This is a genomic window from Streptomyces sp. NPDC026515, from assembly GCF_055567595.1.
Genome location: NZ_JBVHQD010000009.1, coordinates 232189 through 258271, shown reverse-complemented (window position 1 = coordinate 258271; position 26083 = coordinate 232189). Strand labels below are relative to the sequence as shown.

The 26083-nt window shown below is 71.6% G+C and carries 26 protein-coding genes and 1 pseudogene; 9 read left to right on the top strand and 18 right to left on the bottom strand.

The genetic code is table 11. The features are described from left to right. Positions 1-53 precede the first annotated feature (53 nt). The 3 genes from ACZ4O3_RS21050 to ACZ4O3_RS21040 form a co-directional block, all read right to left on the bottom strand. A complete protein-coding gene (locus tag ACZ4O3_RS21050; protein ID WP_467723535.1) occupies positions 54-1031 on the bottom strand; it encodes a hypothetical protein in 978 nt (325 codons plus the stop codon). Between the two features lie 113 nt (positions 1032-1144). Next, a complete protein-coding gene (locus ACZ4O3_RS21045) occupies positions 1145-2149 on the bottom strand; it encodes a zinc-dependent alcohol dehydrogenase (RefSeq protein ID WP_467723533.1) in 1005 nt (334 codons plus the stop codon). Further along, positions 2146-3306 carry a mandelate racemase/muconate lactonizing enzyme family protein gene (locus tag ACZ4O3_RS21040; RefSeq protein ID WP_362731356.1) on the bottom strand — a complete coding sequence of 387 codons (1161 nt, stop codon included), beginning with the start codon at positions 3304-3306 and terminating at the stop codon, positions 2146-2148. The genes ACZ4O3_RS21045 and ACZ4O3_RS21040 overlap by 4 nt, the downstream gene beginning before the upstream one ends. A gap of 201 nt (positions 3307-3507) precedes the next feature. Here ACZ4O3_RS21040 and ACZ4O3_RS21035 point away from each other — a divergent pair, with 201 nt between their 5' ends. Continuing rightward, positions 3508-4356: an SCO2400 family protein gene (locus ACZ4O3_RS21035; RefSeq protein ID WP_467723531.1), complete on the top strand. Its 849-nt coding sequence runs from the start codon at positions 3508-3510 to the stop codon at positions 4354-4356. A 274-nt stretch (positions 4357-4630) separates the two neighbouring features. After that, a complete protein-coding gene (locus tag ACZ4O3_RS21030) occupies positions 4631-5104 on the top strand; it encodes a carboxymuconolactone decarboxylase family protein (protein ID WP_467723529.1) in 474 nt (157 codons plus the stop codon). Positions 5105-5323: 219 nt separating this feature from the next. Here ACZ4O3_RS21030 and ACZ4O3_RS21025 read toward each other — a convergent pair whose 3' ends face one another. Continuing rightward, positions 5324-5770 carry a MarR family winged helix-turn-helix transcriptional regulator gene (locus ACZ4O3_RS21025; RefSeq protein ID WP_362730414.1) on the bottom strand — a complete coding sequence of 149 codons (447 nt, stop codon included), beginning with the start codon at positions 5768-5770 and terminating at the stop codon, positions 5324-5326. A 90-nt stretch (positions 5771-5860) separates the two neighbouring features. On the opposite strand from ACZ4O3_RS21025, the gene ACZ4O3_RS21020 reads away from it, so the two are divergent. Continuing rightward, entirely contained in the window at positions 5861-6859 is a 999-nt protein-coding gene (locus ACZ4O3_RS21020) for an NADP-dependent oxidoreductase (RefSeq protein ID WP_467723527.1), read from the top strand. A 43-nt stretch (positions 6860-6902) separates the two neighbouring features. Beyond that, positions 6903-7031, top strand: a pseudogene (locus ACZ4O3_RS21015) (organic hydroperoxide resistance protein); the annotation flags it as partial. A gap of 328 nt (positions 7032-7359) precedes the next feature. Here the strand turns inward: ACZ4O3_RS21015 and ACZ4O3_RS21010 are convergent. Further along, complete coding sequence (locus ACZ4O3_RS21010; protein ID WP_467723525.1) at positions 7360-8520, bottom strand: serine hydrolase domain-containing protein; 1161 nt, start codon at positions 8518-8520, stop codon at positions 7360-7362. 193 nt (positions 8521-8713) lie between these two features. On the opposite strand from ACZ4O3_RS21010, the gene ACZ4O3_RS21005 reads away from it, so the two are divergent. Next, on the top strand, positions 8714-9520 hold the full coding sequence (locus ACZ4O3_RS21005; protein WP_467723523.1) for an EI24 domain-containing protein: 807 nt from the start codon (positions 8714-8716) through the stop codon (positions 9518-9520). On the opposite strand, the gene ACZ4O3_RS21000 is transcribed toward ACZ4O3_RS21005, so the two are convergent. The 3 genes from ACZ4O3_RS21000 to ACZ4O3_RS20990 form a co-directional block, all read right to left on the bottom strand. Further along, a complete protein-coding gene (locus ACZ4O3_RS21000) occupies positions 9510-10745 on the bottom strand; it encodes a pyroglutamyl-peptidase I (RefSeq protein ID WP_467723521.1) in 1236 nt (411 codons plus the stop codon). The genes ACZ4O3_RS21005 and ACZ4O3_RS21000 overlap by 11 nt on opposite strands. Before the next feature lie 293 nt (positions 10746-11038). Next, positions 11039-12013 carry an aldose epimerase family protein gene (locus ACZ4O3_RS20995; RefSeq protein WP_362726263.1) on the bottom strand — a complete coding sequence of 325 codons (975 nt, stop codon included), beginning with the start codon at positions 12011-12013 and terminating at the stop codon, positions 11039-11041. A gap of 23 nt (positions 12014-12036) precedes the next feature. Continuing rightward, positions 12037-12936, bottom strand: a complete 900-nt coding sequence (locus ACZ4O3_RS20990; protein ID WP_467723519.1) for an SGNH/GDSL hydrolase family protein — start codon at positions 12934-12936, stop codon at positions 12037-12039. A gap of 253 nt (positions 12937-13189) precedes the next feature. Here ACZ4O3_RS20990 and ACZ4O3_RS20985 point away from each other — a divergent pair, with 253 nt between their 5' ends. Continuing rightward, on the top strand, positions 13190-13684 hold the full coding sequence (locus ACZ4O3_RS20985) for a DUF3145 domain-containing protein (protein ID WP_123977426.1): 495 nt from the start codon (positions 13190-13192) through the stop codon (positions 13682-13684). Positions 13685-13765: 81 nt separating this feature from the next. On the opposite strand, the gene fabF is transcribed toward ACZ4O3_RS20985, so the two are convergent. The 5 genes from fabF to fasR form a co-directional block, all read right to left on the bottom strand. Beyond that, positions 13766-15028, bottom strand: a complete 1263-nt coding sequence (fabF, locus tag ACZ4O3_RS20980; protein WP_384987668.1) for a beta-ketoacyl-ACP synthase II — start codon at positions 15026-15028, stop codon at positions 13766-13768. A gap of 84 nt (positions 15029-15112) precedes the next feature. Further along, entirely contained in the window at positions 15113-15361 is a 249-nt protein-coding gene (locus ACZ4O3_RS20975; RefSeq protein WP_351325400.1) for an acyl carrier protein, read from the bottom strand. Between the two features lie 91 nt (positions 15362-15452). After that, positions 15453-16484: a ketoacyl-ACP synthase III gene (locus ACZ4O3_RS20970; protein WP_362725258.1), complete on the bottom strand. Its 1032-nt coding sequence runs from the start codon at positions 16482-16484 to the stop codon at positions 15453-15455. A gap of 18 nt (positions 16485-16502) precedes the next feature. Beyond that, positions 16503-17423 carry an ACP S-malonyltransferase gene (locus tag ACZ4O3_RS20965; protein ID WP_467723516.1) on the bottom strand — a complete coding sequence of 307 codons (921 nt, stop codon included), beginning with the start codon at positions 17421-17423 and terminating at the stop codon, positions 16503-16505. An 89-nt stretch (positions 17424-17512) separates the two neighbouring features. Then, entirely contained in the window at positions 17513-18718 is a 1206-nt protein-coding gene (gene fasR, locus ACZ4O3_RS20960; RefSeq protein ID WP_362725252.1) for a fatty acid biosynthesis transcriptional regulator FasR, read from the bottom strand. A 73-nt stretch (positions 18719-18791) separates the two neighbouring features. Here fasR and ACZ4O3_RS20955 point away from each other — a divergent pair, with 73 nt between their 5' ends. Further along, positions 18792-19445 carry a pirin family protein gene (locus ACZ4O3_RS20955; protein ID WP_467723514.1) on the top strand — a complete coding sequence of 218 codons (654 nt, stop codon included), beginning with the start codon at positions 18792-18794 and terminating at the stop codon, positions 19443-19445. A gap of 57 nt (positions 19446-19502) precedes the next feature. On the opposite strand, the gene ACZ4O3_RS20950 is transcribed toward ACZ4O3_RS20955, so the two are convergent. Further along, positions 19503-20327 (bottom strand): serine hydrolase domain-containing protein, encoded by an 825-nt coding sequence (locus ACZ4O3_RS20950; RefSeq protein WP_362713165.1) that lies wholly within the window; start codon positions 20325-20327, stop codon positions 19503-19505. A 19-nt stretch (positions 20328-20346) separates the two neighbouring features. Continuing rightward, complete coding sequence (locus tag ACZ4O3_RS20945; RefSeq protein WP_467723512.1) at positions 20347-20817, bottom strand: GNAT family N-acetyltransferase; 471 nt, start codon at positions 20815-20817, stop codon at positions 20347-20349. Between the two features lie 105 nt (positions 20818-20922). Here ACZ4O3_RS20945 and ACZ4O3_RS20940 point away from each other — a divergent pair, with 105 nt between their 5' ends. Continuing rightward, complete coding sequence (locus ACZ4O3_RS20940; RefSeq protein ID WP_362713168.1) at positions 20923-21390, top strand: MerR family transcriptional regulator; 468 nt, start codon at positions 20923-20925, stop codon at positions 21388-21390. Between the two features lie 25 nt (positions 21391-21415). On the opposite strand, the gene ACZ4O3_RS20935 is transcribed toward ACZ4O3_RS20940, so the two are convergent. The 3 genes from ACZ4O3_RS20935 to ACZ4O3_RS20925 all read right to left on the bottom strand — a co-directional run bounded on the left by ACZ4O3_RS20935 (position 21416) and on the right by ACZ4O3_RS20925 (position 24298). Beyond that, the gene (locus ACZ4O3_RS20935) at positions 21416-22285 is read right to left on the bottom strand and encodes a DUF4429 domain-containing protein (RefSeq protein ID WP_384987654.1); all 870 of its coding nucleotides are present in this window, start codon (positions 22283-22285) and stop codon (positions 21416-21418) included. Positions 22286-22343: 58 nt separating this feature from the next. Further along, on the bottom strand, positions 22344-23561 hold the full coding sequence (locus ACZ4O3_RS20930) for an alpha/beta hydrolase (protein WP_467723510.1): 1218 nt from the start codon (positions 23559-23561) through the stop codon (positions 22344-22346). Between the two features lie 80 nt (positions 23562-23641). After that, positions 23642-24298 (bottom strand): TetR family transcriptional regulator, encoded by a 657-nt coding sequence (locus ACZ4O3_RS20925; RefSeq protein ID WP_362713174.1) that lies wholly within the window; start codon positions 24296-24298, stop codon positions 23642-23644. Between the two features lie 66 nt (positions 24299-24364). Here ACZ4O3_RS20925 and ACZ4O3_RS20920 point away from each other — a divergent pair, with 66 nt between their 5' ends. Then, complete coding sequence (locus ACZ4O3_RS20920; protein WP_362713176.1) at positions 24365-25984, top strand: MFS transporter; 1620 nt, start codon at positions 24365-24367, stop codon at positions 25982-25984. Positions 25985-26083: the final 99 nt, after the last annotated feature.

Here is a 26083-nt window from a genome sequence, read left to right as displayed (position 1 = left end):
GGCGCGGGGAACTGCGCGACCAGCCACAACGGACCCGCAGCTCCCGACGTTCATCAGGCAGAACCCTCGGTGGGGAACCGGTGGAGAGCCCCCGGCAGCCGCGACCCCAGCGGCGCCATCTCCCCGTCCGCCCCGTGCCGCGCCAGCAGGTCCAGCGCGAGCCGCCCCCGCCGCACCCGCTCGCGCGCGGTGTCCAGGGTCACGTCCCGCAGGTGGGTGCCCCACGGGTAGATGCCGGGAGCCTTGGACAGACCGAACTTCAGGTAGATCGGCGCGCCGCGCCGGATCAGCTCGGCGACCTCGTACATCCGGATGTAGCCGCCGAGGTCGTCGGGGGCCTCGATGTACATGTCCATGGGGGCGCCGGACACCCGCCGGATCTCGGTGAGGTGATCGAGGGTCAGGTCGCTGGGCACGTTGACGGAGTCGGCGCCGAGGTGCTCGAAGACCGAGTACGACGCCGGGTTGACCGGACCGACGAGCGCGGACACCTTCAGCGTGGTGTCGGCCGGGACGATCCCCGCCTGCCGGGCCCGGTGCAGCGTCCACAGCACGCCCTCGTCGGCGACGAGCAGGCACTTGACGCCCAGTTCCGTGGCCCGTACGGCGTCTTCGACACATCCGGCGACCGCGTCGTGGCCCCGTGCGCGCAGTCCGGCCCCCCGCGAGTCGGAGCGCACGGAACCGCCGATGTCCCAGGTGCCGCGCGGGCCGGTGAACAGACAGAGCTCGATGTCACGCTCGTTCGTCGCGTCGACCATCTCCGTGATCTCGGCGTCGGTGAGCATCCACACGCCGCTGCCCTGGCTGATCCGGTGGATCGGTACGTCCAGCCGTGAGGACTCCTTGAGCACGACGGCAAGCGCCTCAGGACCCTCGCAGGAGGGGATCTCGGTGCGCCACCTGCCGCCGCCCGGGAAGGTGTGGGCGGAGGCGTCGGCGGGATCGAGGGCGGGCGCGCCCAGACCGAGGGCGGTGAGTGCCTGCTCACCGGGTCGGCGGGCCGCCGTAACGGAAGCGTCGGTCGTCACAAGCTGTCCTTCGTGTTCGATATTTCGGACAAGGTTCGCGGCTCTGGGCAAAGAAAAAGCAGCGGTGTACGCCGGCCGCGGCGAGGTCACGGCACGCCGCGGCCGGCGTACGACTAGGGGCGGAGCAGCACCTTGCCCACCTTCGGATCACCGGCGCCCACCAGCTCGATGGCCTGGGGGAACTCGGTCAGCGGCAGCTCGTGCGTGACCAGCGGCAGCGGATCGAGCAGCCCGGCCCCGAACACCCGCACCGCGTGCGACCAGGCATCCGGCGGCGCCCCGAAGACGGTGTGCACCTCCAGCTGCCGTACGACGAGGTCGGTCGGGTCCAGGCCCTCGGCGCCGGCGGCCGGGATGCCGGTCAGGACCAGGCGTCCGCCGCGCCTGAGCAGGGAGGCGGCGGTGCGCGCGGCGGACGCGGACCCGGCGGTCTCGATGACCACGTCGAAGTCGTCGGGGAGTTCCTGGTCCCTGGTGCGGAAGTCGGAGGCGCCGAACCGGCGGGAGAGCGCCTCCCGGTCGTCGCGCGTGCCGACCACCAGCAGTTCGCCCGGCGAGACCGCGCGCAGGAACTGCACGGCGAACATGCCCAGTGTTCCGGTCCCGACCACCGCGACGCGCTCGCCCGGCCGGGCGTTGCCCTTCAGGGCGGCGGCCGCGATGCAGGCGGCGGGTTCCAGGAGTGCGGCGGCGGTCAGGTCCGAGTCGTCCGGGAGCGCGTGCAGCAGGCGGGCCGGGAGGGTCAGTGTGGCGGCCATGGCACCCGGCTGGGTGAACCCGGTCTCCTCGTACCCGTCCGTGCACAGCGTGGTCTCGCCCGCATGGCACCGGTCGCACACCTGGCAGTTCCGGAACCCCTCACCGACCACCTTGCGGCCGACCAGGCCCGCGGGGACTCCGGCGCCGACCGCCCGTACCGTCCCCGACCACTCGTGTCCCGGCGTCAGCGGGTAACGGACGTACCCCTCCGGCCGGTTTCCCTGGTACACCTCGCGGTCGCTTCCGCAAATCCCGACCGCGTGCACGGCGACCAGCGCCTCGCCGGGACCGGGCTCGCGGGGCGTGTGCTCCTCGACGCGGTGCGCGCCCGGCGCCTCGACGACGACCTGGGAGCTCACTTCGACGTCCCCTTCGGCCTGCGCTGCTCCCAGCCGTCGGCCCAGAGGTCGAAGCGTGCCTGCTGCTGCGGGAACTCGGCGGCGGCGTCCGCGTCGAACTCGACCCCGAGGCCGGGTGCGTCGGACAGGTGGAAGTAGCCGTCGACGACCTCCGGCGCCCCCTTGACCACCTTCTTGATCTCGGCGTCGGCGAAGTCGTTGAAGTGCTCCAGGATCTTGAAGTTCGGGGAGGTGAACCCGACCTGGAGCGAGGCGGCGGTCAGCACCGACCCGCCGACGTTGTGCGGCGCGACGAGCACGTAGTGCGTCTCGGCGGTCGCGGCCAGCTTGCGCGTCTCCCAGATGCCGCCGATGTGGCCGACGTCCGGCTGGATGACGTCCACGGCCTGGCTCTCGAAGAGCTCGCGGAACTCGATGCGGTCGTGGATGCGCTCCCCGGTGGCGACCGGGATGTCGACCTTGGCGGCGACCTTCTCCAGCGCCTTCAGGTTCTCCGGAGGGCAGGGCTCCTCCAGCCAGGCCGGCTTGAAGGGCGCCAGCTCGCGCGCGAGCCGGACGGCCGTCGAGGGGGAGAAGCGCCCGTGCATCTCCAGCATCAGCTCGGCGTCCGGCCCGATGGCGTCCCGGACGGCCTCGATCAGCGACACGGAGTACAGCGTCTGCTCGTGGTCCAGCTCGAAGTGCCCGGTCCCGAACGGGTCGATCTTCAGCGCCCGGTACCCGCGCTCGATCACCCCCTGGGCTGCCTTGTGGTACGCCTCCGGCGTCCGCTCGGTCGTGTACCAGCCGTTGGCGTACGCCTTGACCTTGTCCGTGACCTTCCCGCCGAGCAACTGCCACACCGGCACGCCCAGGGCCTTGCCCTTGATGTCCCAGCAGGCCATCTCGACGACGGCGATGCCGGACATGACGATCTCACCCGCACGGCCGTAGTCGCCGTACTTCATCCGGCGCACGAGGTCTTCCACCGCGAACGGGTCCGAACCGAGAATGTGGTTGGCCTCGGCCTCCCGCAGGTACCCGATCAGCGCGTCGGTGTGACCGAGCATCCGGGTCTCGCCGACTCCCGTGATCCCTTCGTCGGTGTGCACCTGGACGTAGGTCAGGTTGCGCCAGGGCGTCCCGACCACGTGTGTGCTGATTCCGGTGATGCGCACGGCAGTTGCCCCTCAGCTGTTCGAGATTTCGTCACACGTTCGAAATGCTGGCGTGACAGTAAGGACGGGGCGGCGGGGGTGTCAATGGGTCCGACAGGTAACGGTTTCGGCAAGGCTTTCGACATTGTTTTCGGTCCCCCACAGAACCTTCACAGGCCTGGGTGGTTAAGCGACCGCTGGGGAACTTAGTCTTCCCGCGTCATGGACTACTGCCACCCGTGCCGACGGCACCTCAACGGCGCCCTCGCCTGTCCGGGGTGCGGCACTCCCGCCGAGCCGATACGCGCGTCCGCGCCGGAGGCGACCACCCCCGAACCGGCCGACACCGGTGAACCTCCCCACCCGCAGCCGGAGTTCGCGGACGACCGCCCCGGTGGCGCCGCCGGCGGTGGCGACGGCGACGAGGGTGACGAGCCCCTGCCGGGGGGCCGGGCGGACCGGCGGCGGGCGGCACGCGGGCGGGGCGGCCGGAGCCGCGGACGAGCAGCCGAGAGCCCTGCCGGCGGCGCCGAGGCCGAGGAGGAGCCTTCCGGGGCCGACGGGAGCCGTCGCGACCGCAAGGCCGCGGCCCACCGCCGACGGCGCCGCAGGATCCTGCTCGTGAGCGTGGCGTGCGTCCTGGCGGCGGGCTGCCTGAGCCTGGCCGAACTCGGCACGGACGCCATACCGTTCACCAGCCCCGGGCCGGCCTCGGCGGGCGGTGACACCACCGACGGCGGCACCTCCACGTCGTCCCCGGGCACGACGGCCGAGCCGCTGGGGGACACCTCCGGCGCGACCGGACCGGCGAGTTCGGCCTCCGCCGACCCCTCCGCCTCCGCGTCCCCCTCCGCGTCGAAGGACAAGGGGTCCGGCTCCCCGTCGGCGACCCCGAAGGGAACCTCGGCGCAGTCGGCGACGACGGGCCCGGGGACCGGCCCGCAGACGCCGACGGCGGCACCGACCTCCTCGACGGCCTCGACGCCGACGGCGGACCCGACGACCTCGAACCCGAGCCCGACTCCGTCCCAGAGCCACTCGTGCACGCGGTTCCTGTGGTGGTGCTCCTAGAGCGTGTTGCGAAAGTCCCGTCGTGCGCCCGGAGGGCGGGCCGTGCGGCGAGAGTGCGTGCACGGCGTCGCACGGCAGACGGGACTTTCGCAACACGCCCTGGCGGAAGCGCCCGGTGAAGCGCGCCCCGTGGGGGGGCGCGGGGAACCGCGCGACCGGCCCCCGCGGGCCGGCACCGGAAAATCCCCCCGGCAAACCGAGCAAACCTGTCACACCCGCAGAACCCGCTCCGTCATAGGTGTGTATCCCGCTGAACCCAACGGAGGAGCACAGCATGGAAGCCCGTCTGAACCTCTTCGCCAGCCCCACCGGCAACAAGCTGATCAAGGCCTTCAACGGCGCGGGCAGGGCCGCCGAGGGGACGTCGATCCCCGCCGCGACCCTGGAACTGGTCAAGATCCGGGCCAGTCAGATCAACGGCTGCGGCTTCTGCCTCGACATGCACACCAAGGACGCGGCCGCCGCGGGCGAGACCCAGCAGCGCCTCCACATGGTCGGCGCCTGGCGCGAGGCGACCGTCTTCACCGAGGCCGAGCGCGCCGCGCTGGAGCTGGCCGAGCAGGGCACCCGGATCGCCGACGCGGCGGGCGGCGTCCCCGACGAGGTGTGGGAGAACGCGGCCAAGCACTACACCGAAGAGGAACTCGTCGCGCTGGTGGCGACGATCGCGGTCATCAACGCCTACAACCGGCTGAACGTCATCTTCCGGCAGCCGGCGGGCGACTACCGCCCCGGCCAGTTCGCGTAACCGCCCGGGGGCTGCGGCCGGCCGCGCCGGGCGGCGGCCCCCCGGTCAGGATCTGTCGTTCGGATCATGCCGCAGACGCGGGGTTTGGCACGCACTCCCCCGGAGGCGGGACCCCAGCACCAGCCGCGTCGTCGTCACTCGCCGGCGTCCGCCGGTCTTCGGCCGGAAGGCGTCCCCACCGCGCCGGCTCCCTTCTCCGCCTTGCGGCCGCACGCAGGTCTAGGCGTCCAGCATCCGCCGCAGCAGGTCCCGCAGCGACAGCCGCTCGGCGTCCGACAGCCCCGCCAGCGGCTCGCGGGCGAACCGCAGCCCGTCGCGCAGGTCGCGGGCGACCCGGCGGCCCTCGTCCGTCGCCGCGGCCAGCTTCACCCGGCGGTCGGCCGGGTCGGGCCGCCGCTCCGCGAGGCCCCGCGCCTCCAGCCGGTCCACGATCCCCGTCACGTTCGACGGCTCGCACTTCAGCTTCTGCGCGAGCTTCCGCATCGGCAGCGGCTCCAGCGAGAGCAGGCTGAGCAGCCGCGCCTGCGCCCCGGTGAGCGCGTGCTCGCCCGCCGCCTCCTCGTAGTCCGCGTAGAAACGGGCCACGACATCCCCGATCAGCTCGACGACCTCGAAGGTCAGGGCGTCGGGGCGCCGGGTCTCTGGGCTGGGCTGTGAGGACGACATGCGCCCAAGAATACCCCGTTACTTGACATTCTGAAATATTAAGGAGCATGGTTGTTTCAGTTACTGAAGTAATTAGGAAAGGCGCTTGTCATGATCAACCGCGAGTGGCACCTGCTGAGCCGTCCCGTCGGCTGGCCGAAGCCCGAGGACTTCGCCCTGGTCGAGGCGGAGGTCCCGACGCCGGGTGAGGGGCAGGTGCTCGTGCGGAACAAGTACCTCTCCGTCGACCCGTACATGCGCGGCCGGATGAGTGCCGCCAAGTCGTATGCCGCCCCCTTCGAGCTGGGCAAGGTCATGCAGGGCGGCGCGGTCGGCGAGGTCGTCGAGTCGAACGCCGGGGGCATCGCGGCCGGCGACCACGTCCTGCACTTCTTCGGCTGGCGCGAGTACGCGGTCATGGACGCGAAGAACGCGGTCAAGGTCGACGCGGCGGCGGCGCCCCTGTCGACGTACCTCGGTGTCCTCGGCATGACCGGCCTCACCGCCTACGCGGGCCTGTTGCGCACCGCCTCCTTCAAGGAGGGCGACTCGGTCTTCGTCTCCGGCGCGGCCGGCGCGGTCGGCAGCCAGGTCGGCCAGATCGCCAAGCTCAAGGGCGCCTCGCGGGTGATCGGCTCGGCCGGCTCCGACGAGAAGGTCAAGCTGCTGGTCGAGGAGTACGGCTTCGACGCGGCCTTCAACTACAAGAACGGCTCCGTCAGCGAGCAGCTGCGGGCGGCCGCGCCCGACGGCGTCGACGTCTACTTCGACAACGTGGGCGGCGACCACCTGGAGGCGGCCATCGGGCAGCTGAACCGGAACGGCCGGATCGCGGTCTGCGGCATGATCTCCGTCTACAACAACACCGAGCCCGCGCCCGGCCCGAGGAACCTCGCCCGTCTCATCCAGACCCGCGGCCGGATCGAGGGCTTCCTGGTGGGCGACCACTACGACCTGCAGCCGCAGTTCATCGCCGAGGTCGGCCCGTGGGTTGCCTCGGGGCGGCTGAAGTACCGCGAGACGATCGTCGAGGGCATCGAGAACAACCTGGAGGCGTTCCTCGGGGTCCTGCGCGGCGACAACACCGGGAAGATGATCGTCAAGCTGTAGGGCTGCTGCCACCCTTTCCGGTATGCGGTAACTTCCTTCCGAAACCGGCGACGGCCGGCTCGACGGCGCAGTGAACCCGCCGAAGGAGATGGGCGGCAGCGGATCCGGGACCAACCCGGAACAGCTGTTCGCCGCGGGGTACAGCGCGTGCTTCCAGGGGGCGCTCGGGGTCGCGGGAACATCAGCGTGACGCTGGTCTGACGATTGTCGTTGGTGTGGTGCGGGGGCCGCACCCCTGGACGTGGGGTGCGGCCTCTCGTCTGCCGGGTGCGGGCGCGTTGCGGCTGGTCGCGCGGTTGCCCGCGCCCCTGGGGCGTGTTGCGGAAGTCCCGTCTGCCGTGCGACGCCGTGCACGCACGCTCGCCGCGGCGGGCGAAAGCCCGAGTACATCCCGTACGAGGACTTCCGCCCGGCACGCCGGGAGCACGCACCCGACGCCGCACGGCCCGCCCTCCGGGCGAACGACGGGACTTTCGCAACACGCCCCAGGCGGGTCGCGCTCAGCGGGTTTCGAGCGCCGCCCGGTGCACTGCCTTTGCCAGCCGGTCGTTCTCGGGGGCCGCTCCGCCCGGGAACGCGAACCGTCGTCTCGTGTAGCCGTAGGCGACCCCGCTGCGCGGGTCGGCGAACGCCTGGGAGCCCGCCGCGCCGCTGTGGCCGATCGTGCCCGCGCCGAGGAACGGGTGCCAGGTGTCCGCCGTCGCCTGGAAGCCCAGGCCGTACGACTTGTGGGTGCGCGCCACCAGGTCGTACCCCACCGAGTGGAACTGGCCGAACTCCGCGACCGTGTCCTCCTTCAGCAGCGCCGCCTTGCCGTCGATCTCGCTGAGCAGCGCCGCGTACATCCCGGCCAGGCCGCGCGCCGACGCCACCCCGCCGAAGGAGGCCGGGCCCCGGGCACGGACCCGCGGGTCGTTGGGCAGGGCCGCCAGGTCCACGGGCTCGGCGGCGTGCTCGTTGAAGGCGATCCCCGGGAGGGTCCGCGGGCCGGGCGCAAGGGCGTCGAGCAGCGCCTGCTGCTCGGACGTCGGCCGCATCGGCAGGGCCGTGCGGAAGCGCGGCTCGTGCGCGGCCGGCAGGCCCAGGAAGAAGCCGAGGCCGTACGGTGCCCGGACCCGCTCCTCGTACACGTCCTGGAGGGTACGGCCGGTCGCCCGCCGTACGACCTCGCCGGTGAGGGCCCCGATGACGAGGGCGTGGTAGCCGAAGGCGGTGCCTGGGCGCCAGAACGGCCGCTGGTCGGCCAGGCGTTCGGCCATCGCCCGGTCGTCGGCCAGTTCCTGGGGGCTGAACCCGGTGTCGGTGCCGACCAGACCCGCCCGGTGCGCCGCCAGGTCCCGCAGGGTCAGCGTGCCCTTGCCCTCGGCGGCGAACTCCGGCCAGTAGTAGGTGACTTTACGGTCCAGCTCCAGCGTGCCGTCCTGCACCAGCATGGCCACGACCAGGTGGGCGGCGCCCTTGGTGGACGAGAACACGCCGTAGAGGGAGTCCCCGTCGGCCCCCTCGCCGGCCCACAGGTCGACGACCCGCCGGCCGTGCACGTACGCACACAACTGTCCCTCGTAGTCGGCCGGTTCACCGGCGACGAAGGCGGCGAACTCCTCGCGCACCGCCTCGAAGCCCTCCGCGACCGTGCCCCGGACGGTGATCTCCTGCGTCATCCGCTCTCCTCAACCCAGCCGCCGCAAGCAGCTGCCATGGTGAACAACGCCCTGTCCTGTGGTTCCTGAGAAGCGGTACGGCGGGATGCACCCGTTCGACTCAACAGTGGCCAAAGAGGTGTTCGGGTCATCACTGTCCCGGTGGATCCATGCCCCCACGGTGCCCCGGGACGGCACCGGTAAAGTTTTCGCCATGCGTGATCTCGGGGTGGGCTTCGGATATCTGCTCAAGGGCCAGCGGTGGGTCGGCCGGCACGGCAAGCAGTACGGTTTCGGTCTGCTGCCCGGCCTGATCGCCCTCGTCCTCTACGCGGCGGCGCTGGTCGCCCTCGCGCTGTGGGGGGAGGACTTCGTCGCCTGGGCCACCCCGTTCGCCGACGACTGGTCCAGCCCCTGGCCCGGCCTCTTCCGCGGCTTCCTCACCGCCGTGCTCTTCGCCCTCGGCCTGCTGCTCGCCGTCCTCACCTTCACCGCCGTCACGCTGCTGATAGGCCAGCCCTTCTACGAGAGCCTCTCCGAGAAGGTCGACGCGGACGTCTCGCCGGACGGCACCGCGCCCGAGTCCGGACTGCCGTTCTGGCGCGAGCTGTGGATCTCGGCCCGCGACAGCCTGCGCGTCCTGCTCCGGGCCGGCCTGTGGGGCCTGCTGCTGTTCGCCCTCGGCTTCCTGCCCCTCGCCGGGCAGACCGTCGTACCGGTCGTCGGCTTCTTCGTGACCGGCTTCTTCCTCACCGAGGAACTCGCCGCCGTCGCCCTCCAGCGCCGGGGCGTCGACCTGCGGGCCCGGCTCACCCTGCTGCGCTCCCGCAAGACCCTGGTGTGGGGCTTCGGCACCCCGCTGGGCCTCGCCTTCCTGGTCCCCTTCGTCGCGGTCTTCCTGATGCCGGGCGCGGTCGCGGGCGCCACCCTCCTCGCCCGCGACCTGCTGGGCGAGGAGACGGCGCAGGAGGACCCGGATCAGGACCCGGACCGGGACCGGGACCGGCGGATCACTTCCTGAAGCCCGCGTCCGCCGCCACGGTCACGATCGCCCGCACCTGGTCGATGATGTCCACCCGGTTGCGCACGAACTCCGGATCGGTCACCTCGGTGGTGTTCCCGGCGCCGAACTGCAGCACCGGCGTGTGCACGTGCCCGCCGGGCAGGCCGTCGTGCAGCCCCAGCCGGTCGCGCAGCAGGGTGGCCCGGTAGGCGATCTCGTTGGACAGGTAGTCCCCGCCGCCCCCGGCCCGTGCCGTGGACCCGGGAGTGGGCCCGTCCGCCCGTACGACGGCCTCCGTGCCGCCCGCGGGGATCTCGGTGACCTCGGTGTGGTCGTACACCGGGAACCGCCCGGTCCGCGCCGCCGTGATCGCCGCGTACGGCAGGGTCGTGGTCGTCCACTGCGGCTGCGAGGCCGGGTCGGCGACCGGGACGGTCTCCGTCCGGCTCACGTTGTCGTTGTCGGGGAACCCGCCCCGCCAGGCCCCGTTGGTCCGCTCCACGTCGAACCTCCCGACCCGCCCCTGGCTCACGGTCGTGAACAGGTCCACCGTCGGCAGGTACGGCCGCAGCGTCCGCTCCACGGTCCCCCGCGCGAAGTCGTCCCAGCGCACCGGGAAGACGGCCGTCTCCACCCGTGCGGGTCCCCGCGCGGTCCGTACGACCGTACCGTCCAGGGCCAGCGCGCTCGCCCCGGACGGGTTGGAGATCCGGATGTCCCGGTCGAGCGTGAAGGGGTCGAAGCCGGTGACCAGGATCCGCCGCTCGCCCTTGCCGGGATACCGGATGCCGGTCTGCCCGCGCGAGGTCCGCTCCAGGACGTCGAGCAGCGCCGCGCGCTGCCGCCCGCTCAGCCCGAACCCCGGCTCCCAGGTGCGCACGTCCCGGGTCATCCCGAGCCGCGCCCAGTACAGCGGCCGGTCGTCGTCCCGGCTGAGGTCGCCCGAGACCGGCCCCCGCCCCTGAGCCCGGTCCACGGCCCGCCGCCACAACGCGGACCCGTCCCGTACGGCGATCCGCCGGGCCTGGGCGTACGAGCGCGCCCCGCCGAGCGCCCGGGCGAACTCCGGCGCCACGGAGTCGAACCCGGACCGCCGCAGTATCTCCTGCGGCACGGCCAGGTCCAGCCGCTGCTCCTCGACGGTCGGGGAGGGCGCGGTGGCCGCGTGAGCGGCGCCCGGGGCGAGCGCCCCGGCCAGCAGGGCGATTCCAAGAACACCGATCCGAACACGCAGCGAATTCACGGGAGATGGCCTTCCGTCGCAGTGGGGTGCGTGGTGCCGTTCGGGCCGCAGTATCGCCTGTGGGGCGCGGGACGGTCCACGCCCCGGGGCGCGACCGGGCCGCATTCCGGCGGGTCCGGACGGAGCGACGGCCGGCGGGCGTGTTTGTGAAGGGTTCGTACGGGATAGCTGTGGGGTGGGCGATCACCGGCCGCCGGCTCCCGGCCGCGGCTAGGGTCTGAGCCGGGACCCGTCCCCCCTGAGCAGCCCCGGTCCGGGACCTGACCCCTGGACCGGGGCTTGCGGTTGTCCGGTCAGTCCCGTACCCCGAAGCCGTACACCGTCTCCGAGCGGTACACCGCGCCCGGGTCCAGGCGGGTGCTCGGGAACTCCGGGCGGTTGGGGGAGTCCGGGAAGTGCTGGGTCTCCAGGGCGATGCCGTCGCCCGGGGCGAACGGGCCGCTCAGGTGCTCGGCGGTGTAGAGCTGGACGCCGGGTTCGGTGGTGGCCACGGTCAGGGTGCGGCCGGAGCCCGGGTCGTGCAGCTCGGCGATCTCGGCGGGGGAGCCGGTGACGCCCTTGTCGAGGACCAGGTTGTGGTCGTAGCCGGAGCCCACCTTGCGGGCCGTACGGAAGTCGAAACGCGAGCCGGAGACGTCGGCCAGGACCCCGGTCGGGATCAGGTCACCGTCGACGGGCGTGTACCGGGAGGCGGCGATCCGCAGTTCATGGCCGCCCGCGTTCCCGGAGCCCGCGAGGTTGAAGTAGCCGTGGTTGGTGAGGTTCACGACGGTCGGCGCGTCGGTGACCGCCTCGTAGGAGATGCGCAGTGCGCCGGACGCGTCCAGCGTGTACGTCACCGCGAGCTCCAGCCGCCCCGGGAAGCCCTCCTCCCCGTGCGGGCTCACCCGGGTCAGCCGTACCCCGTGCTCGACGGCCGCCACGTCCCACACCCGCTTGTCGAAGCCGCTGACCCCGCCGTGCAGGGAGTTGGGCCCGTTGTTCGGCTCCAGGGCGTAGGTCACGCCGTCCAGCGGGAAGCGGGCCTGCGCGATCCGGTTGGCGTAGCGGCCGACCAGGGCGCCGAAGTACGGGCCCGGGTGGTCCAGGTAGCCGTCCAGGCCGCTGAACCCCAGCACCACGTCCGCCGTCCGACCGTCCCGGTCCGGGACCTCGACCGACTGCACGATTCCGCCGTACGACAGGATCCGCACCCGGGTCCCCGCGCGCTCCAGCGTCCAGCGGTGCACCTCGGTGCCGTCGGAAAGTGTGCCGAAAAGTTCGCTCATGAGGGAAACCCTAAGCCAAGGGTCTAGTCCACCGGGTTCGCCGCCGTGATGGTCCGGTAGGCGATCGCCGCGAGCTTCGACTGACCGTTGGTGCTCGGGTGGAACCAGTCCCAGTGACTCAGCTGATCCGTGCCGAAGCGGTACTCGTACACGGCCCCGCCGTCGAACCGGCACCGCCGGTCCTTGGCGCAGACCTCCGCCAGCACCTTGTTGTAGTCCTCGACCCGCTGCTGCACCCGGTCCCGGCGCAGGGTCGCCGCACCGGTCAGGTTGTCCGCGTCGCCCAGCATCGACGGGCAGATGCCCAGCTTCCAGATCTGCTTGCCCAGCGGACTGCTCCGCCCCTGCGACCACAGCCGCTTCAGGTTCGGCACGCTCGACACGTACACCTGAGTCTTCGGCAGCGACTTGCGCAGCGTGCCCAGGGCGTCCTCGAACTGGGCACGGAAGGCCGTCACGGACGTCATCGCGGACACCGACGTACGGCAGGCGTCGTTCGCCCCCGCCATCACCGTCACCAACTGCGGCCTGCGCACCACCGCGTCCGCCATCTGCCCGGACAGGTCCGCCATCCGGGCCCCGGTCACCGCGTAGTTCCAGCTGTGGTCCGCCGCCCTCGCCCGCCCCAGCAGCCGCACCGCCAGGCTGTCCACCTGCTCGCTGGTGCCGGTCGCCCAGGACACCTCCGGGCAGTCCGAGAGCACCGTGCACGCGTCGAAACCACGGGTGATGGAGTCGCCGACGGCCGCGATCGAGGCCGGGCTGCGGTCCCACACCGGCACGGCCCGGGGGGCCTGCTTCCGTCCGCCCTCGCCCCCCGGCGACGAGCCGCCGATCACGTCGCACCCGGCCAGCGCCAGCGCGGCGGCCGCGGCGACCACACCGATCAGGGCACGCGAACGCCGGCGCCGCTGCTTGCGCATACCCCGCTGGTCCTCTCCGTCGACTGGTTCGTCCCCCTCCATAACAACGCACGGGAGTTCCCGCCCCCCGCCCTGCAACGGTCCGCCCCCGTACAAGCGTCCCCCTGGGTGAATGGCAGGGGTTTCCTGGCAGTGGGACCGACGGTACGTCACACTCCTTGCGTCGCCGCACGGTAGCCTCGCCATCAACGCGGCCGTCGTGTCACGGCCGCCAGCCAGCCAGCAAGATGTCCCGCTCTGCCCGGAGGTTCCGGTGACGACACGTGGAGTTCTGTACGTGCACTCCGCGCCGCGCGCGCTGTGCCCGCACGTCGAGTGGGCCGTCGCCGGGGTGCTAGGCACGCGCGTCAACCTCGACTGGATCCGCCAGCCGGCCGCCCCCGGCACCTGGCGCTCCGAGTTCTCCTGGCAGGGCGAGGTCGGCACGGCCTCCAAACTGGCCTCCGCGCTGCGCGGCTGGCACCTGCTGCGCTTCGAGGTCACGGCCGAGCCCTGCGCCAAGGCCGAGGGCGAGCGGTACAGCTGCACGCCCGATCTCGGCATCTTCCACGCGGTCACCGGGATCCACGGCGACATCCTGATCCCGGAGGACCGTCTGAGGGCCGCGATGACCCGCTCACAGCGCGGGGAGACCGACCTGGAGGCCGAGATCGCCAAACTCCTCGGCAAGCCATGGGACGACGAACTGGAGCCGTTCCGCTACGCGGGCGAGGGCGCGCCGGTCCGCTGGCTCCACCAGGTGGTCTGACGGCGGTCGGCCGACGGCATGACGCACGGTGGCCCGGACTCCGTCACGGAGTCCGGGCCACAGCTTTCAGAACGGCCTCAGTCAGATCGTCCGGAACGCCAGCGCCACGTTGTGGCCACCGAACCCGAACGAGTCGTTCAGCACGGCGATCCGCCCCTCGGGCAGCTGACGCGCCTTGCCCGCCACCACGTCCGCGTTGACCTCGGGGTCGAGGTTGTCCAGGTTGATGGTCGGCGGAGCCGTACGGGTGACCAGCGCCAGGATCGACGCGACCGTCTCGATACCACCGGCGCCACCCAGCAGGTGACCCGTCATCGACTTGGTCGCCGAGATGGCCATGTGGTCGACGTCGTCGCCGAACACCTTGCGCAGCGCCTTGATCTCGGCCACGTCACCCTGCGGCGTCGACGTCGCGTGCGCGTTGACGTGCACGATCTCGGCCGGCTTCAGATCCGTGTTGTCGAGCAGGTTCTGCAGCGCGTGCGCGATGCCGTTGCCCGACGGCTCCGGCTGCGTGATGTGGTGCGCGTCGGCGGAGATGCCCTGCCCGACCGCCTCGACGTAGATGCGCGCTCCGCGCGCCTTCGCGTGTTCCTCGGACTCCAGGACGATCACGCCCGCGCCCTCACCGAGGACGAAGCCGTCACGGCCTGAGTCGTAGGGACGCGACGCGCCCTCGGGGTCGTCGTTGTTCTTGGACATCGCCATCATGTTGCCGAACGCGACGATCGGCAGCGGGTGGATCGCCGCCTCCGTGCCGCCGGCCACGACGATGTCCGCACGCCCGGTGCGGATCATCTCGATGGCGTACCCGATGGCCTCGGCGCCGGAGGCGCAGGCCGACACGGGCGTGTGCACACCGGCCCGCGCACCCAGCTCGATACCGACGTTGGCGGCCGGCGAGTTGGGCATCAGCATCGGCACGGTGTGCGGGGAGACGCGGCGAACGCCCTTCTCCTTGAGCACGTCGTACTGGTCGAGCAGGGTCGTGACGCCGCCGATGCCCGAGGCGATCACGGCGCCGACCCGGTCGGGGTTGGCGGACGCGTCCTCACCGGCCTTGGCGGTGAAGCCGGCGTCCTTCCAGGCCTCCTGGGCGGCGATCAGCGCGAACTGCGCGGACCGGTCCAGCTTGCGGGCCTGCGGGCGCGGGATGATCTCGCCCGGTTCGACGGCGATCTGCGCCGCGATACGGACGGGCAGCTCGGCCGCCCAGTCCTGCTCCAGGAGGCGGACACCGGACTTGCCGGCGGTCAGGGCCTCCCAGAACGAAGCTGCGTCGCCACCCAGCGGTGTGGTTGCGCCGATACCGGTGACGACCACGGTGCGATTGGTCGGGCTCACGGGAATTCTTTCTCCAACGGATACGGGATTCGACGGCGCCACCGCCGGGTGGCGGGGCATTACAGCCGGAGACTAGTGAACGTCTCAGGCCTGGTGCGTGAGGATGTAGTTCGTGGCGTCCCCGACGGTCTTCAGGTTCTTGACGTCCTCGTCCGGGATCTTGACGTCGAAGCGCTCTTCGGCGGCGACGACGACCTCGACCATGGACAGCGAGTCGACGTCCAGGTCGTCGGTGAAGGACTTGTCCAGCTGGACGTCCTCCACGGGGATCCCGGCGATCTCGTTCACGATCTCGGCGAGACCGTCGACGATCTCCTTCTCAGTGGCGGCCATGTCAGGCGCTCCTTCTTAGATGTTCCAGACGGTTGCTGCGGTGTTGCTGGCGGCGGTTCCGGTACCGGACGCATGATCCGGCACGGAGTGCCTAGGGGAGGGTAACGACAGTGGCGGCGTAGACGAGACCCGCCCCGAACCCGATGACGAGCGCGGTGTCGCCGCTCTTCGCCTCGCCGGTCGCCAGGAGCCGCTCCATCGCGAGCGGGATCGAGGCGGCCGAGGTGTTGCCGGTGGTGCGGATGTCACGGGCGACCGTGACGTGCTCCGGCAGCTTGAGAGTCTTCACCATCGAGTCGATGATCCGCACATTGGCCTGGTGCGGGATGAAGACGTCCAGGTCGTCCGCGCTGATTCCGGCCGCGTCCAGCGCCTGCTGGGCGACCTTCGCCATCTCGAACACGGCCCAGCGGAACACCGCCTGGCCCTCCTGCGTGATCGCCGGGAACTTGACGTTGCCCTGGCTGTCCAGCGGGAGCTCCGACACGTCACCGATCCGGAAACGGTCCCACGGGACGGTCTGCTTGATGGTCTCCGACTTGTCGCCCTCGGAGCCCCACACGGTCGGGCCGATCGCCGGCTCCTGCGAGGGGCCGACCACGACCGCGCCCGCGCCGTCGCCGAACAGGAAGGCCGTGGCCCGGTCCTCCAGGTCCGTCAGGTCGCTGAGCCGCTCCACGCCGATGACGAGCACGTACTCGGCGGAACCCTCCACCACCATGCCCTTGGCGAGGGTGAGGCCGTAGCCGAAGCCCGCGCAGCCGGCGGAGATGTCGAAGGCGGCGGCCTTGTTCGTGCCGAGCCGGTCGGCGATCTCGGTCGCCACGGCCGGAGTCTGGCTGAAGTGCGAGACCGTCGAGACGACCACGGCGCCGATCTGCTCGGCGGAGATGCCCGCGTCCGCGATCGCCTTGCCGGACGCCTCGATGGACATCGCGGCGACCGTCTCCTCGGGGCTCGCCCAGTGCCGGGTCTCGATGCCGGAACGCGACCGGATCCACTCGTCGGACGAGTCGATCGTCTCCAGGATCACCTCGTTGGGCACCACGCGGGTCGGGCGGTAGCCGCCGACGCCGAGGATGCGCGCGTACGGGGCACCCTTGCTGGGCTTGATCTTCGACATCGCTGTGGGCTCCTAATTTCAGCTGTGCTCGGCGATGAGCTCGCGGGCCGCGTCGAGGTCGTCGGGGGTCTTCAGGGCGAGCGTCTTCACGCCGGGCAGCGCGCGCTTGGCCAGGCCGGTCAGGGTGCCGCCGGGGCACACCTCCAGGAGGGCGGTCACGCCGAGCTCCTTGAAGGTCTCCATGCACAGGTCCCAGCGGACCGGGTTGGCGACCTGCCCGACCAGCCGCTCCACGATCTCGCCGCCGGAGGCGACGGCGCGCCCGTCCCGGTTGGAGACGTAGGTGAGCTTCGGGTCGGCGGGCGCGAGCTTGGCGGCGGCCTCGGCCAGCGTGTCGACGGCGGGGGCCATGTGGTGCGTGTGGAAGGCGCCGGCGACCTTGAGGGCGACGACCTTGCGGACGCCCTCGGGCTTGTCCTCGTTCAGCGCGGCGAGCTGCTCCAGCGTGCCCGCGGCGACGATCTGCCCCGCGCCGTTGATGTTCGCCGGGGTCAGGCCCAGCTTCTCCAGGTGCGCGACCGAGACGTCCGGGTCGCCGCCGAGCAGCGCCGACATGCCGGTCCGGGTGATCGCGGCGGCCTCGGCCATCGCCAGACCGCGCTTGCGGACCAGGCTCAGCGCCTCGACGTCGGTCAGGACGCCCGCGAAGGCGGCGGCGGTGATCTCACCGACGCTGTGCCCCGCGACCGCGCCCGGCGCGATGTCCGCAATGGCACCGAGTGCCGTGCCGGACAGGAGGCCGGCGGCGACGAGCAGCGGCTGCGCGATCGCGGTGTCCCGGATCTCGTCCGCGTCGGCGTTCGTGCCGTAGTGCACCAGATCGAGCCCGATGACGTCGGACCATTCACGCAAACGGTCCTGGGCACCGGGGAGTTCGAGCCAGGGGGTCAGGAAGCCAGGCGTCTGGGCGCCCTGGCCGGGAGCGACGAGTACGAGCACTCTCACACTCTCTCTTGGGGAGCCCCACGGCCGCCCGTGGGGACAGGGACGAAGAACACGAGGGGGTTTTGTGGACCCCCGACAAAATCCTATGGCTGGGGATCTCCATCGACCAGACGCCCCAGGATCAGTGCGATCCGCAGCGTGAAGGCGGATCGTACATCCGAGGGCGACCATCCGGTGACGTCAGTCACACGTCGGAGCCGGTAGCGCACGGTGTTCGGGTGAACGAAGAGCATTCGGGCCGCGCCCTCCAGGCTGCTGGCCTGTTCCAGATAGACGCTCAGTGTTTCCAGCAGCGCCGAGCCCGCTTCTTCCAGCGGTCTGTAGATCTCCTCCACCAGCTGCTCGCGCGCGCCCGGATCGCCCGCCATGGCGCGCTCCGGAAGCAGATCGTCCGCCAGCACCGGCCGCGGTGCGTCCTGCCAGGCGGAACAGGCCTTCAGCCCCGCGGCGGCGGCCTGCGCGGACCGGGTGGCGGCCAGCAGATCGGGTACGACGGGCCCCGCGACCACCGGCCCGGCGGCATAGGGCCCGATCAGCGACTTGGCCACGGCCAGCGGGTTGTCGTTGCCGCCCGCGATGACCACGAGCCGGTCCCCGAGCACCCCGGTGAGCACCTGCAGCTTGGCGTGCCGGGCGGCCCGCCGGATCGCCTCCACGGTCAGCTCGCTGTCCCCGTCGGGCGCGGTACCGAGCACGACGCACACGTGCTCGGGAGAGTTCCAGCCCAGCGCGGCCGCCCTGCTCACCGCGCCCTCGTCCGCCTCCCCGCTCAGCACCGCGTTGACCACCAGCGACTCCAGCCGGGCGTCCCAGGCACCCCGTGCCTCGGCGGCCTGCGCGTACACCTGGGCGGTGGCGAAGGCGATCTCCCGGGCGTAGACCAGCAGCGCCTCGCGCAGCACGCTCTCGTCGCCGGGGGCCGCCACCTCGTCGATGGCGCTCTCCATGACCTCGATCGTCGTGCGCACCATCTCCACGGTCTGCCGCAGCGTGATCGCCCGGGTCAGCTCGCGCGGGGCGGTCCCGAAGACGTCGGTGGAGATGGCCTGGGGTGCGTCGGGGTGCCGGAACCACTCGGTGAAGGCCGCGATACCCGCCTGGGCGACCAGCCCGATCCAGGAGCGGTTCTCCGGGGGCATGGCCCGGTACCACGGCAGGGTCTCGTCCATCCGCGCGATGGCCTGGGCGGCGAGGCTGCCGGACGACTGCTCCAGCCGCTTCAGGGTCGCGGAGTGCTGGTGGACTGCATGAGCCGAGGGGTCGGACTTGCGCGTTACGGGTTCGGGCACGGGGACAAGAGTGCCTTATCCGGACGGGAGCATGCGCCGCCGGGTGCCGACTGCGGTCTACGGTGGTGCTGTGATGGACGTACGGCGCGCGGCCGAACGCTACCCCGGAGGAGACCCGGCGGCCGGAATCGACTCCCGCCACGCCTTCTCCTTCGGACCGCACTACGACCCCGACAACCTCCGCTTCGGCGCGATCATCGCGTGCAACGAGGAGCGGCTGGCCCCGGGGGCCGGCTTCGACGAGCATCCGCACAGCCACACCGAGATCGTGACCTGGGTGGTGGAGGGCGAACTGACCCACCGGGACTCGGCAGGCAACGAGACGGTGGTGCGCCGGGGGGACGTGCAGCGGCTCAGCTCGGCGGGGGGCGTCCGCCATGTGGAGCGCAACGACGGGGCCGGGCCGCTGGTGTTCGTGCAGATGTGGCTGGCGCCGGTGCGGCCCGGCGGTGAGCCGTCGTACGAGACCGTCCGCGGCATCGCCGACTCGACGCCGTACGCGGTCCCGGAGGCGGCGGCGATGCTGCACGTCCGCCGGCTGGCGGCGGGGGAGCGGACGGCGGTCCCGGACGGGGCGTACGTGTACGCGCACGTGGTGCGGGGGGAGGTACGGGTGGGTGCGGAGCGGCTGGGTCCGGGGGACTCGGTGCGGATCGCCGAGGCGAAGGACCTGGACGCGTCGGGGATCACGGACGCGGAGTTGTTGCTGTGGGAGATGGCCGGGTAGCGACGGTCGTTGTCCACCGCGGGCGGTCGTGCGGCTGGGCGCCGGGTCCGGCAGGGCTCAGCCGGGCAGCTCCGTCAGTACAGAATCCGTGAACGCCGGCCACGCCCCGACTGCCCAGGGGCCGAACGGGCGGTCCGTCAGAGCGGCGCACGCCACCCCCACTTCGGGGTCCACCCACAGGAACGTGCCCGACTGGCCGAAGTGGCCGAAGGTGCGGGGGGAGGACGAAGACCCCGTCCAGTGCGGGGACTTGGCGCCCCGGATCTCGAAGCCGAGCCCCCAGTCGTTCGGGTTCTGGTGGCCGTACCCCGGCAACACGCCCTTGGTCCCCGGGTACTGGACGGTCAGCGTCGCCTCCGCCACCGTCCGCGGATCCAGCAGCCGCGGCGCCTGCAACTCCGCCGCGAAGCGGAGCAGGTCCAGGACCGAGGACACGCCGTCCTTCGCCGGCGATCCGTCCAGGGCCGTCGACGTCATGCCCAGCGGCTCCAGCACCGCCTGCCGCAGGTACTCGCCGAACGGGATCTCCGTAGCCTTGGCGACATGGTCCCCGAGCACCTCGAACCCGGCGTTGGAGTACAGCCGCCGCTCCCCGGGCGGCGCCGTCACCCGGTGTTCGTCGAAGGCCAGCCCCGAGGTGTGCGCGAGCAGATGCCGTACCGTCGACCCCTCGGGACCGGCCGGTTCGTCGAGCTCGACCGCCCCCTCCTCGTACGCGACGAGCACCGCGTACGCGGCGAGCGGCTTGGTCACGGAGGCCAGCGCGAAGCGCTGCCCGGCCGGACCGTGGGTGCCGAGGACCGTCCCGTCGGCCCGGACGGCACCCGCCGCGGCGGTGGGGACCGGCCAGTTCTCGATCAACGCAAGGCTCCGCAAGGACATGCGGACGAGCCTAAGGGGATCAGAGTGTCAGGGTCATCGTGGGGTCCGGCTTGTGGACGAAGCCGAGCGAGGCGTAGAGGGACTCGGCCTCGGCGGACGCGGTCAGCATGACCTGCCCGGCGCCCCGCTCGCGGAACCAGGCCAGCAGTTCCGCCATGCACGCGCGCGCGTACCCGCGGCGGCGCGCGTCCGGGTCGGTGGCCACACTGAAGACGTACCCGGAGCGGCCGTGCGGACTGGACGCCTTGCCGATCCGGTAGTCGACGGTCCCGGCGACCAGCGCGGCCAGTGCGTCGGGCCGGTCCGGGTGGTCGACGACGAACGCGGCGAAGTCCCCGTCCGGCTCGCCCAGCTTCTCCCGGAGCCCCGGCAGCGCCGGCGTGTGCCAGTCGGTGACGGTGTCCCCGCCGGGCAGGGCGTCGATCATGATCTGGCGCAGCCGCAGCACTTCGGGTGCGTCCTCGGGCCTGGCACGACGTACGAGACTCATACCCCCGCACGCTAGTCACCGGCCGGCGCCCGCGTCGCGCGCATTCTTACCGTCTTGCCGGGTTCCGCTTGCTTGGAGCGCACTCGAAGGTCATAGCGTTGGGTCATGACGGTGATGCAGACCTCGACCGCGGCCCCCACTCAGCAGTCCGACCGCGCACCCGCCGACATCTGTTCCGCCCCGCCCCGCCGGCATCCGCGCCCCGAGGGCCAGGACCGCTACACGATCAGCGAGGTCGTCGCCTTCACCGGACTGACCGCCCACACCCTGCGCTGGTACGAGCGGATCGGGCTGATGTCCCACATCGACCGCTCCCACACCGGCCAGCGCCGCTACAGCAACAGCGACCTGGACTGGCTGGACTTCGTGACCAAGCTCCGGCTGACCGGGATGCCGGTGGCGGACATGGTCCGCTACGCCGAGCTGGTGCGGGAGGGCGACGGCACCTACGCGGAGCGCAGGGAGCTGCTGGAACAGACGCGCAGGGACGTCGTGTCCCGCATCGCCGAACTGCACGACACCCTGTCGGTGCTGGACCGGAAGATCAGCTTCTACGAGACGGGCGGCAGCTGAACCGTCCCTGTCGAACCACCGCGGCTCACAGCTCCGCCAGCAGCTCCGCCTTCTTCGCGGCGAACTCCTCGTCCGTGACCAGCCCCGCCTCGTGCAGTTCGCCCAGATGGCGAATCCGCTCCGCGATGTCGGCGGGGTCCCGCCGGCCGGCCGACGCCGGCAGCGCGGCCCCGCCCTTGGCCCGTACCGCCTCCAGGACCGCCGCGGCGAACGGCAGCGACTCGTGCACCGGCCCGTACCCGAGCCCGAAGACCACGGTCGCCGGGTCCTGGTCGGCCGGTACCGGCGGCGCGGCCCCCGTGAGGTCCGTGCGGCGCAGCAGCCGCAGATGCCCCTCGAAGACCTCCGGGGACCGCCATTCCACGCCCCCGAGGTCGGCCACCGCGAACCGCTGGTCGCCGGCCTTCCACTTCGCGGTCGAGGCGCCCGTCCACGACCAGCGGAAGTGCACGGCCTTGCCGTCGAAGCTCGCCTTGCCGTCGTACGCCTTGAACTGCCGGGGCGGCTCCGGCGCGGCCACCAGGAACCTCTCGGCCGGTTCGGACGCGGACCCGGTGAGCAGCGGCCGCAGTTCGTCGGCGTAGTACTCCGCGAGCGTCTCCCGCTCCGCGGGGAGGACGAGCCGGTAGGGGTCGCTGCCGTCCTTGAGCTGGCCGGCGGCCGCCTCCATCAGGGGATCAGCGCCCGGGCGCGGCTCGGCGCGCAGGACCACGGTGCCCCGTTTGCCCGGAGCGAGCGTCACCCCCGTGAGCGCGGCGAACGGCACCCGGCGTTCCCCCAGCGTCTGGAAGAGCCTGGGTGTTCGAATCCCCCGTTCATAGCGGATGAGCACGGAGTCGGACTCGAACTCCCAGGCGGCATGAAATCCGGCCAGTACGTCACCCATGCGGCTCATCGTATGCGGCACGTGCTTCTCAGTCCCATCCCCGCGCATACCGCACTTCCTGCTGTCTCTACGCGCGTCCGGCCATCGACGTGCCGGACAAACCCGCCCGGCACCCGTCATCGTCGTGGGCACACGTCACCGCGTCATACGCGCCAACCCCGATGTCGGCGAGATTGCGCAGGCTGTCCGTGCCCGGCTCGAAGTAGCCGGCGTGCCCCTGTGCGTCGTGCGCCGACAGCACCCGTGCCCCGAAGGAGGAGGAGACGGGGTCGGCGCCGTGGCCGAGTCCGCCGAACTCCAGGTAGGGGACGTCCTGGATCCAGTCGGTGGCGTCCCGCATCGACCACACCCGGGCGGAGGTGCCCAGGTGCGAGGCGTTCTCGACCCGCATCCCGGGGCTGGCGGCCACGGCTATGTCGGACACCCGGTCCGGCATGTCGTGCGCGGCCACCCCGCAGACCACCGAGCCGTAGCTGTGACAGAACATCGACACCGGCGCCTCACCGGGCAGCGCCCGCAGCAGCGCGTCGAGGCGCACGGCGCCCTGCTCGGCCGCCGAGCCGGTCGCCGCGCCCACGCCGAGTCCGTCGGGCGCGGTGTAGTCGGCCCAGGCGATCACCGCCGTGCGGGTCGAGGGGCTCGCCGTGTGCTCCGCCGAGTACAGCGCCTTGGCCATGCCCACCGGGGCGGTGTACTGGCGGTTCGTCCGCTGGAAGGTGAGCAGGTCGGTGTCGACCCCGGGGACGACGACGGAGATCCGCTCGGCCCTGGTGAGATCGCCGAACACCTCGGCGACCCGCCCGCTGCCGTCCGGGTCGAAGGCGAGGATCTGCCGGCCCTTGGCCATCAGGGCCTCGTAACGGTGCATGCGGCGCCCGGCGTCCTGCTGTCCGGCCGCACTGAGCCGTGGGTCGTGCATGCGGTGCCTGTCGACGGCCCGCTGCTGGTCGAGTGCGATGCGGTTGGCCCGGTAACGCAGGGCGGCCGGCGCGCCGTTCATGTTGCCGACCGCGAGCGGGTAGCGGTGCGCGAGCCGGCTCCGCTCCTGCGCGGTGAGCGTGGCGAAGAAGCGGCCGAGCAGCGCGGGGGACGCCTTCGGGTCCGGCAGGCGCAGGCCGTGCATCCTGCCGTGCTCCCACTTGCTGAGGGAGGTCTGCAGGGCGGTGGTCTCGCGGTGCGCGCGCATGGCCGTCCAGCCGGTGGTCGCGAGCATCACGAACACCACGGCCAGGGCGAGCAGTGCGCGCCAGACGTTCAGTGGCGGGGAGGTGTCGAAGGAAGTCACTGGGAGGACACACTAGGAGAACGAAGGGGTCTCACGGTAACCGAGTGACAGGTATCACGTTTCGGCCCGCGTGTGGCTCATCACGCCTCCTGCGGCCTGTCCCGGCCCGCGGGGCTCTCACGCCAGTTCCCGGTGAGCGCCGGCCCCATCTGATCGAGGTACGACGCGGTGAGTTCGCGGATCGCCGTGACGCTGAAGTCGTCGCCGACCGACCACTGCCGCTCGGTCACCCGGATCACCGCGCCGAACACGGCGACCACGAGCCGGGGCCGGGGGTCGGTGTCCGGGTCGACGCCCTCCCGCTCGGCGACGATCCGCGCTATCTCCTCCTCCGTCTCCGACTGGCGCCGCAGATGAGCGGCGAACAGGGCCGGCGTCGCCTCGATCATCTTGTACGTGCGCATCAGCAGCTCCACCGGGACGTACCGCTCGACGGCCTCCTCGATGGTGTCCCAGCTGTCCACGACGGACCGGCGCAGCGCCTCCAGCGGGGTCTCCCCGGCCGGGCGCCGGCGCACCGACTCGACGTAGTGCGCCTCGGTGAGCCGTGGCACGAAGAAGGCCACGTCCTCCTTGCTGGCGAAGTAGCGGAAGAAGGTGCGCTGCGAGACGTCGACGGACTCGGCGATCTCGTCGACGGTCGTGTGCTCGTACCCCCGGGTCACGAACAGCTCCAGCGCATTGCGCAGCAGCGCGTCCCGGGTGCGCTGTTTCTTGCGTTCGCGCAGCGTTTCCATGTCTGACAGTTACTGACTAGTGATTTCGTTTGTCAACTGTCAGTGACTGTCACTAGCCTCGACGGTATGACTAGTCAGACCACGATCGACACGGCGGGTTCGGGGGACGCACCACCTGCAGCCCTGCCGGAACGGCCGCCGGCCTCCGGCCTGCGCGGCCACCCCTGGTTCACGCTGATCACCGTCGCCGTCGGGGTCATGATGGTCGCCCTCGACGGCACCATCGTGGCCATCGCCAACCCGGCGATCCAGAAGGACCTCGGCGCCACCTTCGCCCAGGTGCAGTGGATCACCAACGGCTACTTCCTCGCCCTCGCGGTCTCCCTGATCACCGCGGGCAAGCTCGGTGACCGCTTCGGCCACCGGCAGACCTTCCTGATCGGCGTCGTCGGCTTCGCCGCCGCCTCGGGCGCCATCGGCCTGTCCGACAGCATCGGCCTGGTCGTCACCTTCCGCGTCTTCCAGGGTCTGTTCGGCGCGCTGCTGATGCCGGCCGCGCTCGGCCTGCTGCGGGCCACCTTCCCGGCCGAGAAGCTGAACATGGCGATCGGCATCTGGGGCATGGTCATCGGGGCCTCCACCGCGGGCGGCCCGATCCTCGGCGGCGTGCTGGTGCAGCACGTCAGCTGGCAGTCGGTGTTCTTCATCAACGTGCCGGTCGGCCTGCTCGCCCTCGTCCTCGGCGTGGTCATGCTGCTCGACCACCGCGCCGAGAACGCCCCGCGCTCCTTCGACCTGCTCGGCATCGCCCTGCTCTCCGGCGCCATGTTCTGCCTGGTCTGGGCGCTCATCAAGGCGCCGAGCTGGGGCTGGGGCGACGGCAGGACGTGGACCTTCATGGCCGCGTCGGTGCTGGGCTTCGCCCTCTTCTCCTTCTGGGAGACGAAGGTCAAGGAACCGCTGATCCCGCTCGGCCTGTTCCGCTCGGTCCCGCTCTCGGCGGGCGTCGTGCTCATGGTCCTGATGGCCATCGCCTTCATGGGCGGCCTGTTCTTCGTGACCTTCTATTTGCAGAACGTGCACGGCATGGACCCGGTCGACGCCGGTCTCCACCTGCTCCCGCTCACCGGCATGATGATCGTCGGCTCCCCGCTGGCCGGTGCCGCGATCACCAAGCTCGGCCCGCGGATCCCGCTGGCCGGCGGCATGGCGGCCACCGCGATCGCCATGTACGGCATGTCCACCCTGAAGGCGGACACCGGCAGCGGCCTGATGTCCATCTGGTTCGCCCTGCTCGGTCTCGGTCTCGCGCCGGTCATGGTCGGCGCCACCGAGGTCATCGTCGGCAACGCGGCGATGGAGCTGTCCGGTGTGGCCGGCGGCCTCCAGCAGGCCGCGATGCAGATCGGCGGCAGCCTCGGTACGGCCGTGCTGGGCGCCGTGATGGCCTCCAAGGTCGACAGCGACCTGCCGGGCAACTGGGCCGGCGCGGGGCTGCCGAAGCTGACCGGCGCACAGCTGGCGCAGGCCTCCGAAGCGGTCCAGGTCGGTGTCGCGCCGGTCGCCGACGGCACGCCCGCGGAGATCGCCGCGAAGATCTCCGACGTCGCCCACGACACGTTCATCTCCGGCATGAGCCTCGCCTCGCTGGTCGCGGCGGGCGTCGCGGCGGTCGCGATCCTGGTCGCGCTGCTCACCAAGCGCGGCGAGAACGCGGAGGCCGGCGCGGGCGTCGGACACGTCTGACGCGGGTTCAGCGCACCGAAGTGTCCGATATGCCCGTCTTCCTCCGGTGGGATTCCCCTATCAGGGTGACGCCGCCACGGATTCCTCGCACTCGGCACG

Excerpts from the sequence above, each read along its gene's own strand:
- ACZ4O3_RS20975 (WP_351325400.1), bottom strand. The coding sequence starts at position 15,361 with ATGGCCGCCACTGAGAAGGAGATCGTCGACGGTCTCGCCGAGATCGTG.
- ACZ4O3_RS20990 (WP_467723519.1), bottom strand. The coding sequence starts at position 12,936 with ATGCGCAAGCAGCGGCGCCGGCGTTCGCGTGCCCTGATCGGTGTGGTC.
- ACZ4O3_RS20925 (WP_362713174.1), bottom strand. The coding sequence starts at position 24,298 with ATGGAAACGCTGCGCGAACGCAAGAAACAGCGCACCCGGGACGCGCTG.
- ACZ4O3_RS20995 (WP_362726263.1), bottom strand. The coding sequence starts at position 12,013 with ATGAGCGAACTTTTCGGCACACTTTCCGACGGCACCGAGGTGCACCGC.
- ACZ4O3_RS21030 (WP_467723529.1), top strand. The coding sequence starts at position 4,631 with ATGGAAGCCCGTCTGAACCTCTTCGCCAGCCCCACCGGCAACAAGCTG.
- ACZ4O3_RS20970 (WP_362725258.1), bottom strand. The coding sequence starts at position 16,484 with ATGTCGAAGATCAAGCCCAGCAAGGGTGCCCCGTACGCGCGCATCCTC.
- ACZ4O3_RS20920 (WP_362713176.1), top strand. The coding sequence starts at position 24,365 with ATGACTAGTCAGACCACGATCGACACGGCGGGTTCGGGGGACGCACCA.
- ACZ4O3_RS21005 (WP_467723523.1), top strand. The coding sequence starts at position 8,714 with ATGCGTGATCTCGGGGTGGGCTTCGGATATCTGCTCAAGGGCCAGCGG.
- ACZ4O3_RS21020 (WP_467723527.1), top strand. The coding sequence starts at position 5,861 with ATGATCAACCGCGAGTGGCACCTGCTGAGCCGTCCCGTCGGCTGGCCG.
- ACZ4O3_RS20945 (WP_467723512.1), bottom strand. The coding sequence starts at position 20,817 with ATGAGTCTCGTACGTCGTGCCAGGCCCGAGGACGCACCCGAAGTGCTG.
- ACZ4O3_RS20935 (WP_384987654.1), bottom strand. The coding sequence starts at position 22,285 with ATGAGCCGCATGGGTGACGTACTGGCCGGATTTCATGCCGCCTGGGAG.
- ACZ4O3_RS21025 (WP_362730414.1), bottom strand. The coding sequence starts at position 5,770 with ATGTCGTCCTCACAGCCCAGCCCAGAGACCCGGCGCCCCGACGCCCTG.
- ACZ4O3_RS20940 (WP_362713168.1), top strand. The coding sequence starts at position 20,923 with ATGACGGTGATGCAGACCTCGACCGCGGCCCCCACTCAGCAGTCCGAC.
- ACZ4O3_RS20955 (WP_467723514.1), top strand. The coding sequence starts at position 18,792 with ATGGACGTACGGCGCGCGGCCGAACGCTACCCCGGAGGAGACCCGGCG.
- ACZ4O3_RS21035 (WP_467723531.1), top strand. The coding sequence starts at position 3,508 with ATGGACTACTGCCACCCGTGCCGACGGCACCTCAACGGCGCCCTCGCC.
- ACZ4O3_RS21010 (WP_467723525.1), bottom strand. The coding sequence starts at position 8,520 with ATGACGCAGGAGATCACCGTCCGGGGCACGGTCGCGGAGGGCTTCGAG.
- ACZ4O3_RS20950 (WP_362713165.1), bottom strand. The coding sequence starts at position 20,327 with ATGTCCTTGCGGAGCCTTGCGTTGATCGAGAACTGGCCGGTCCCCACC.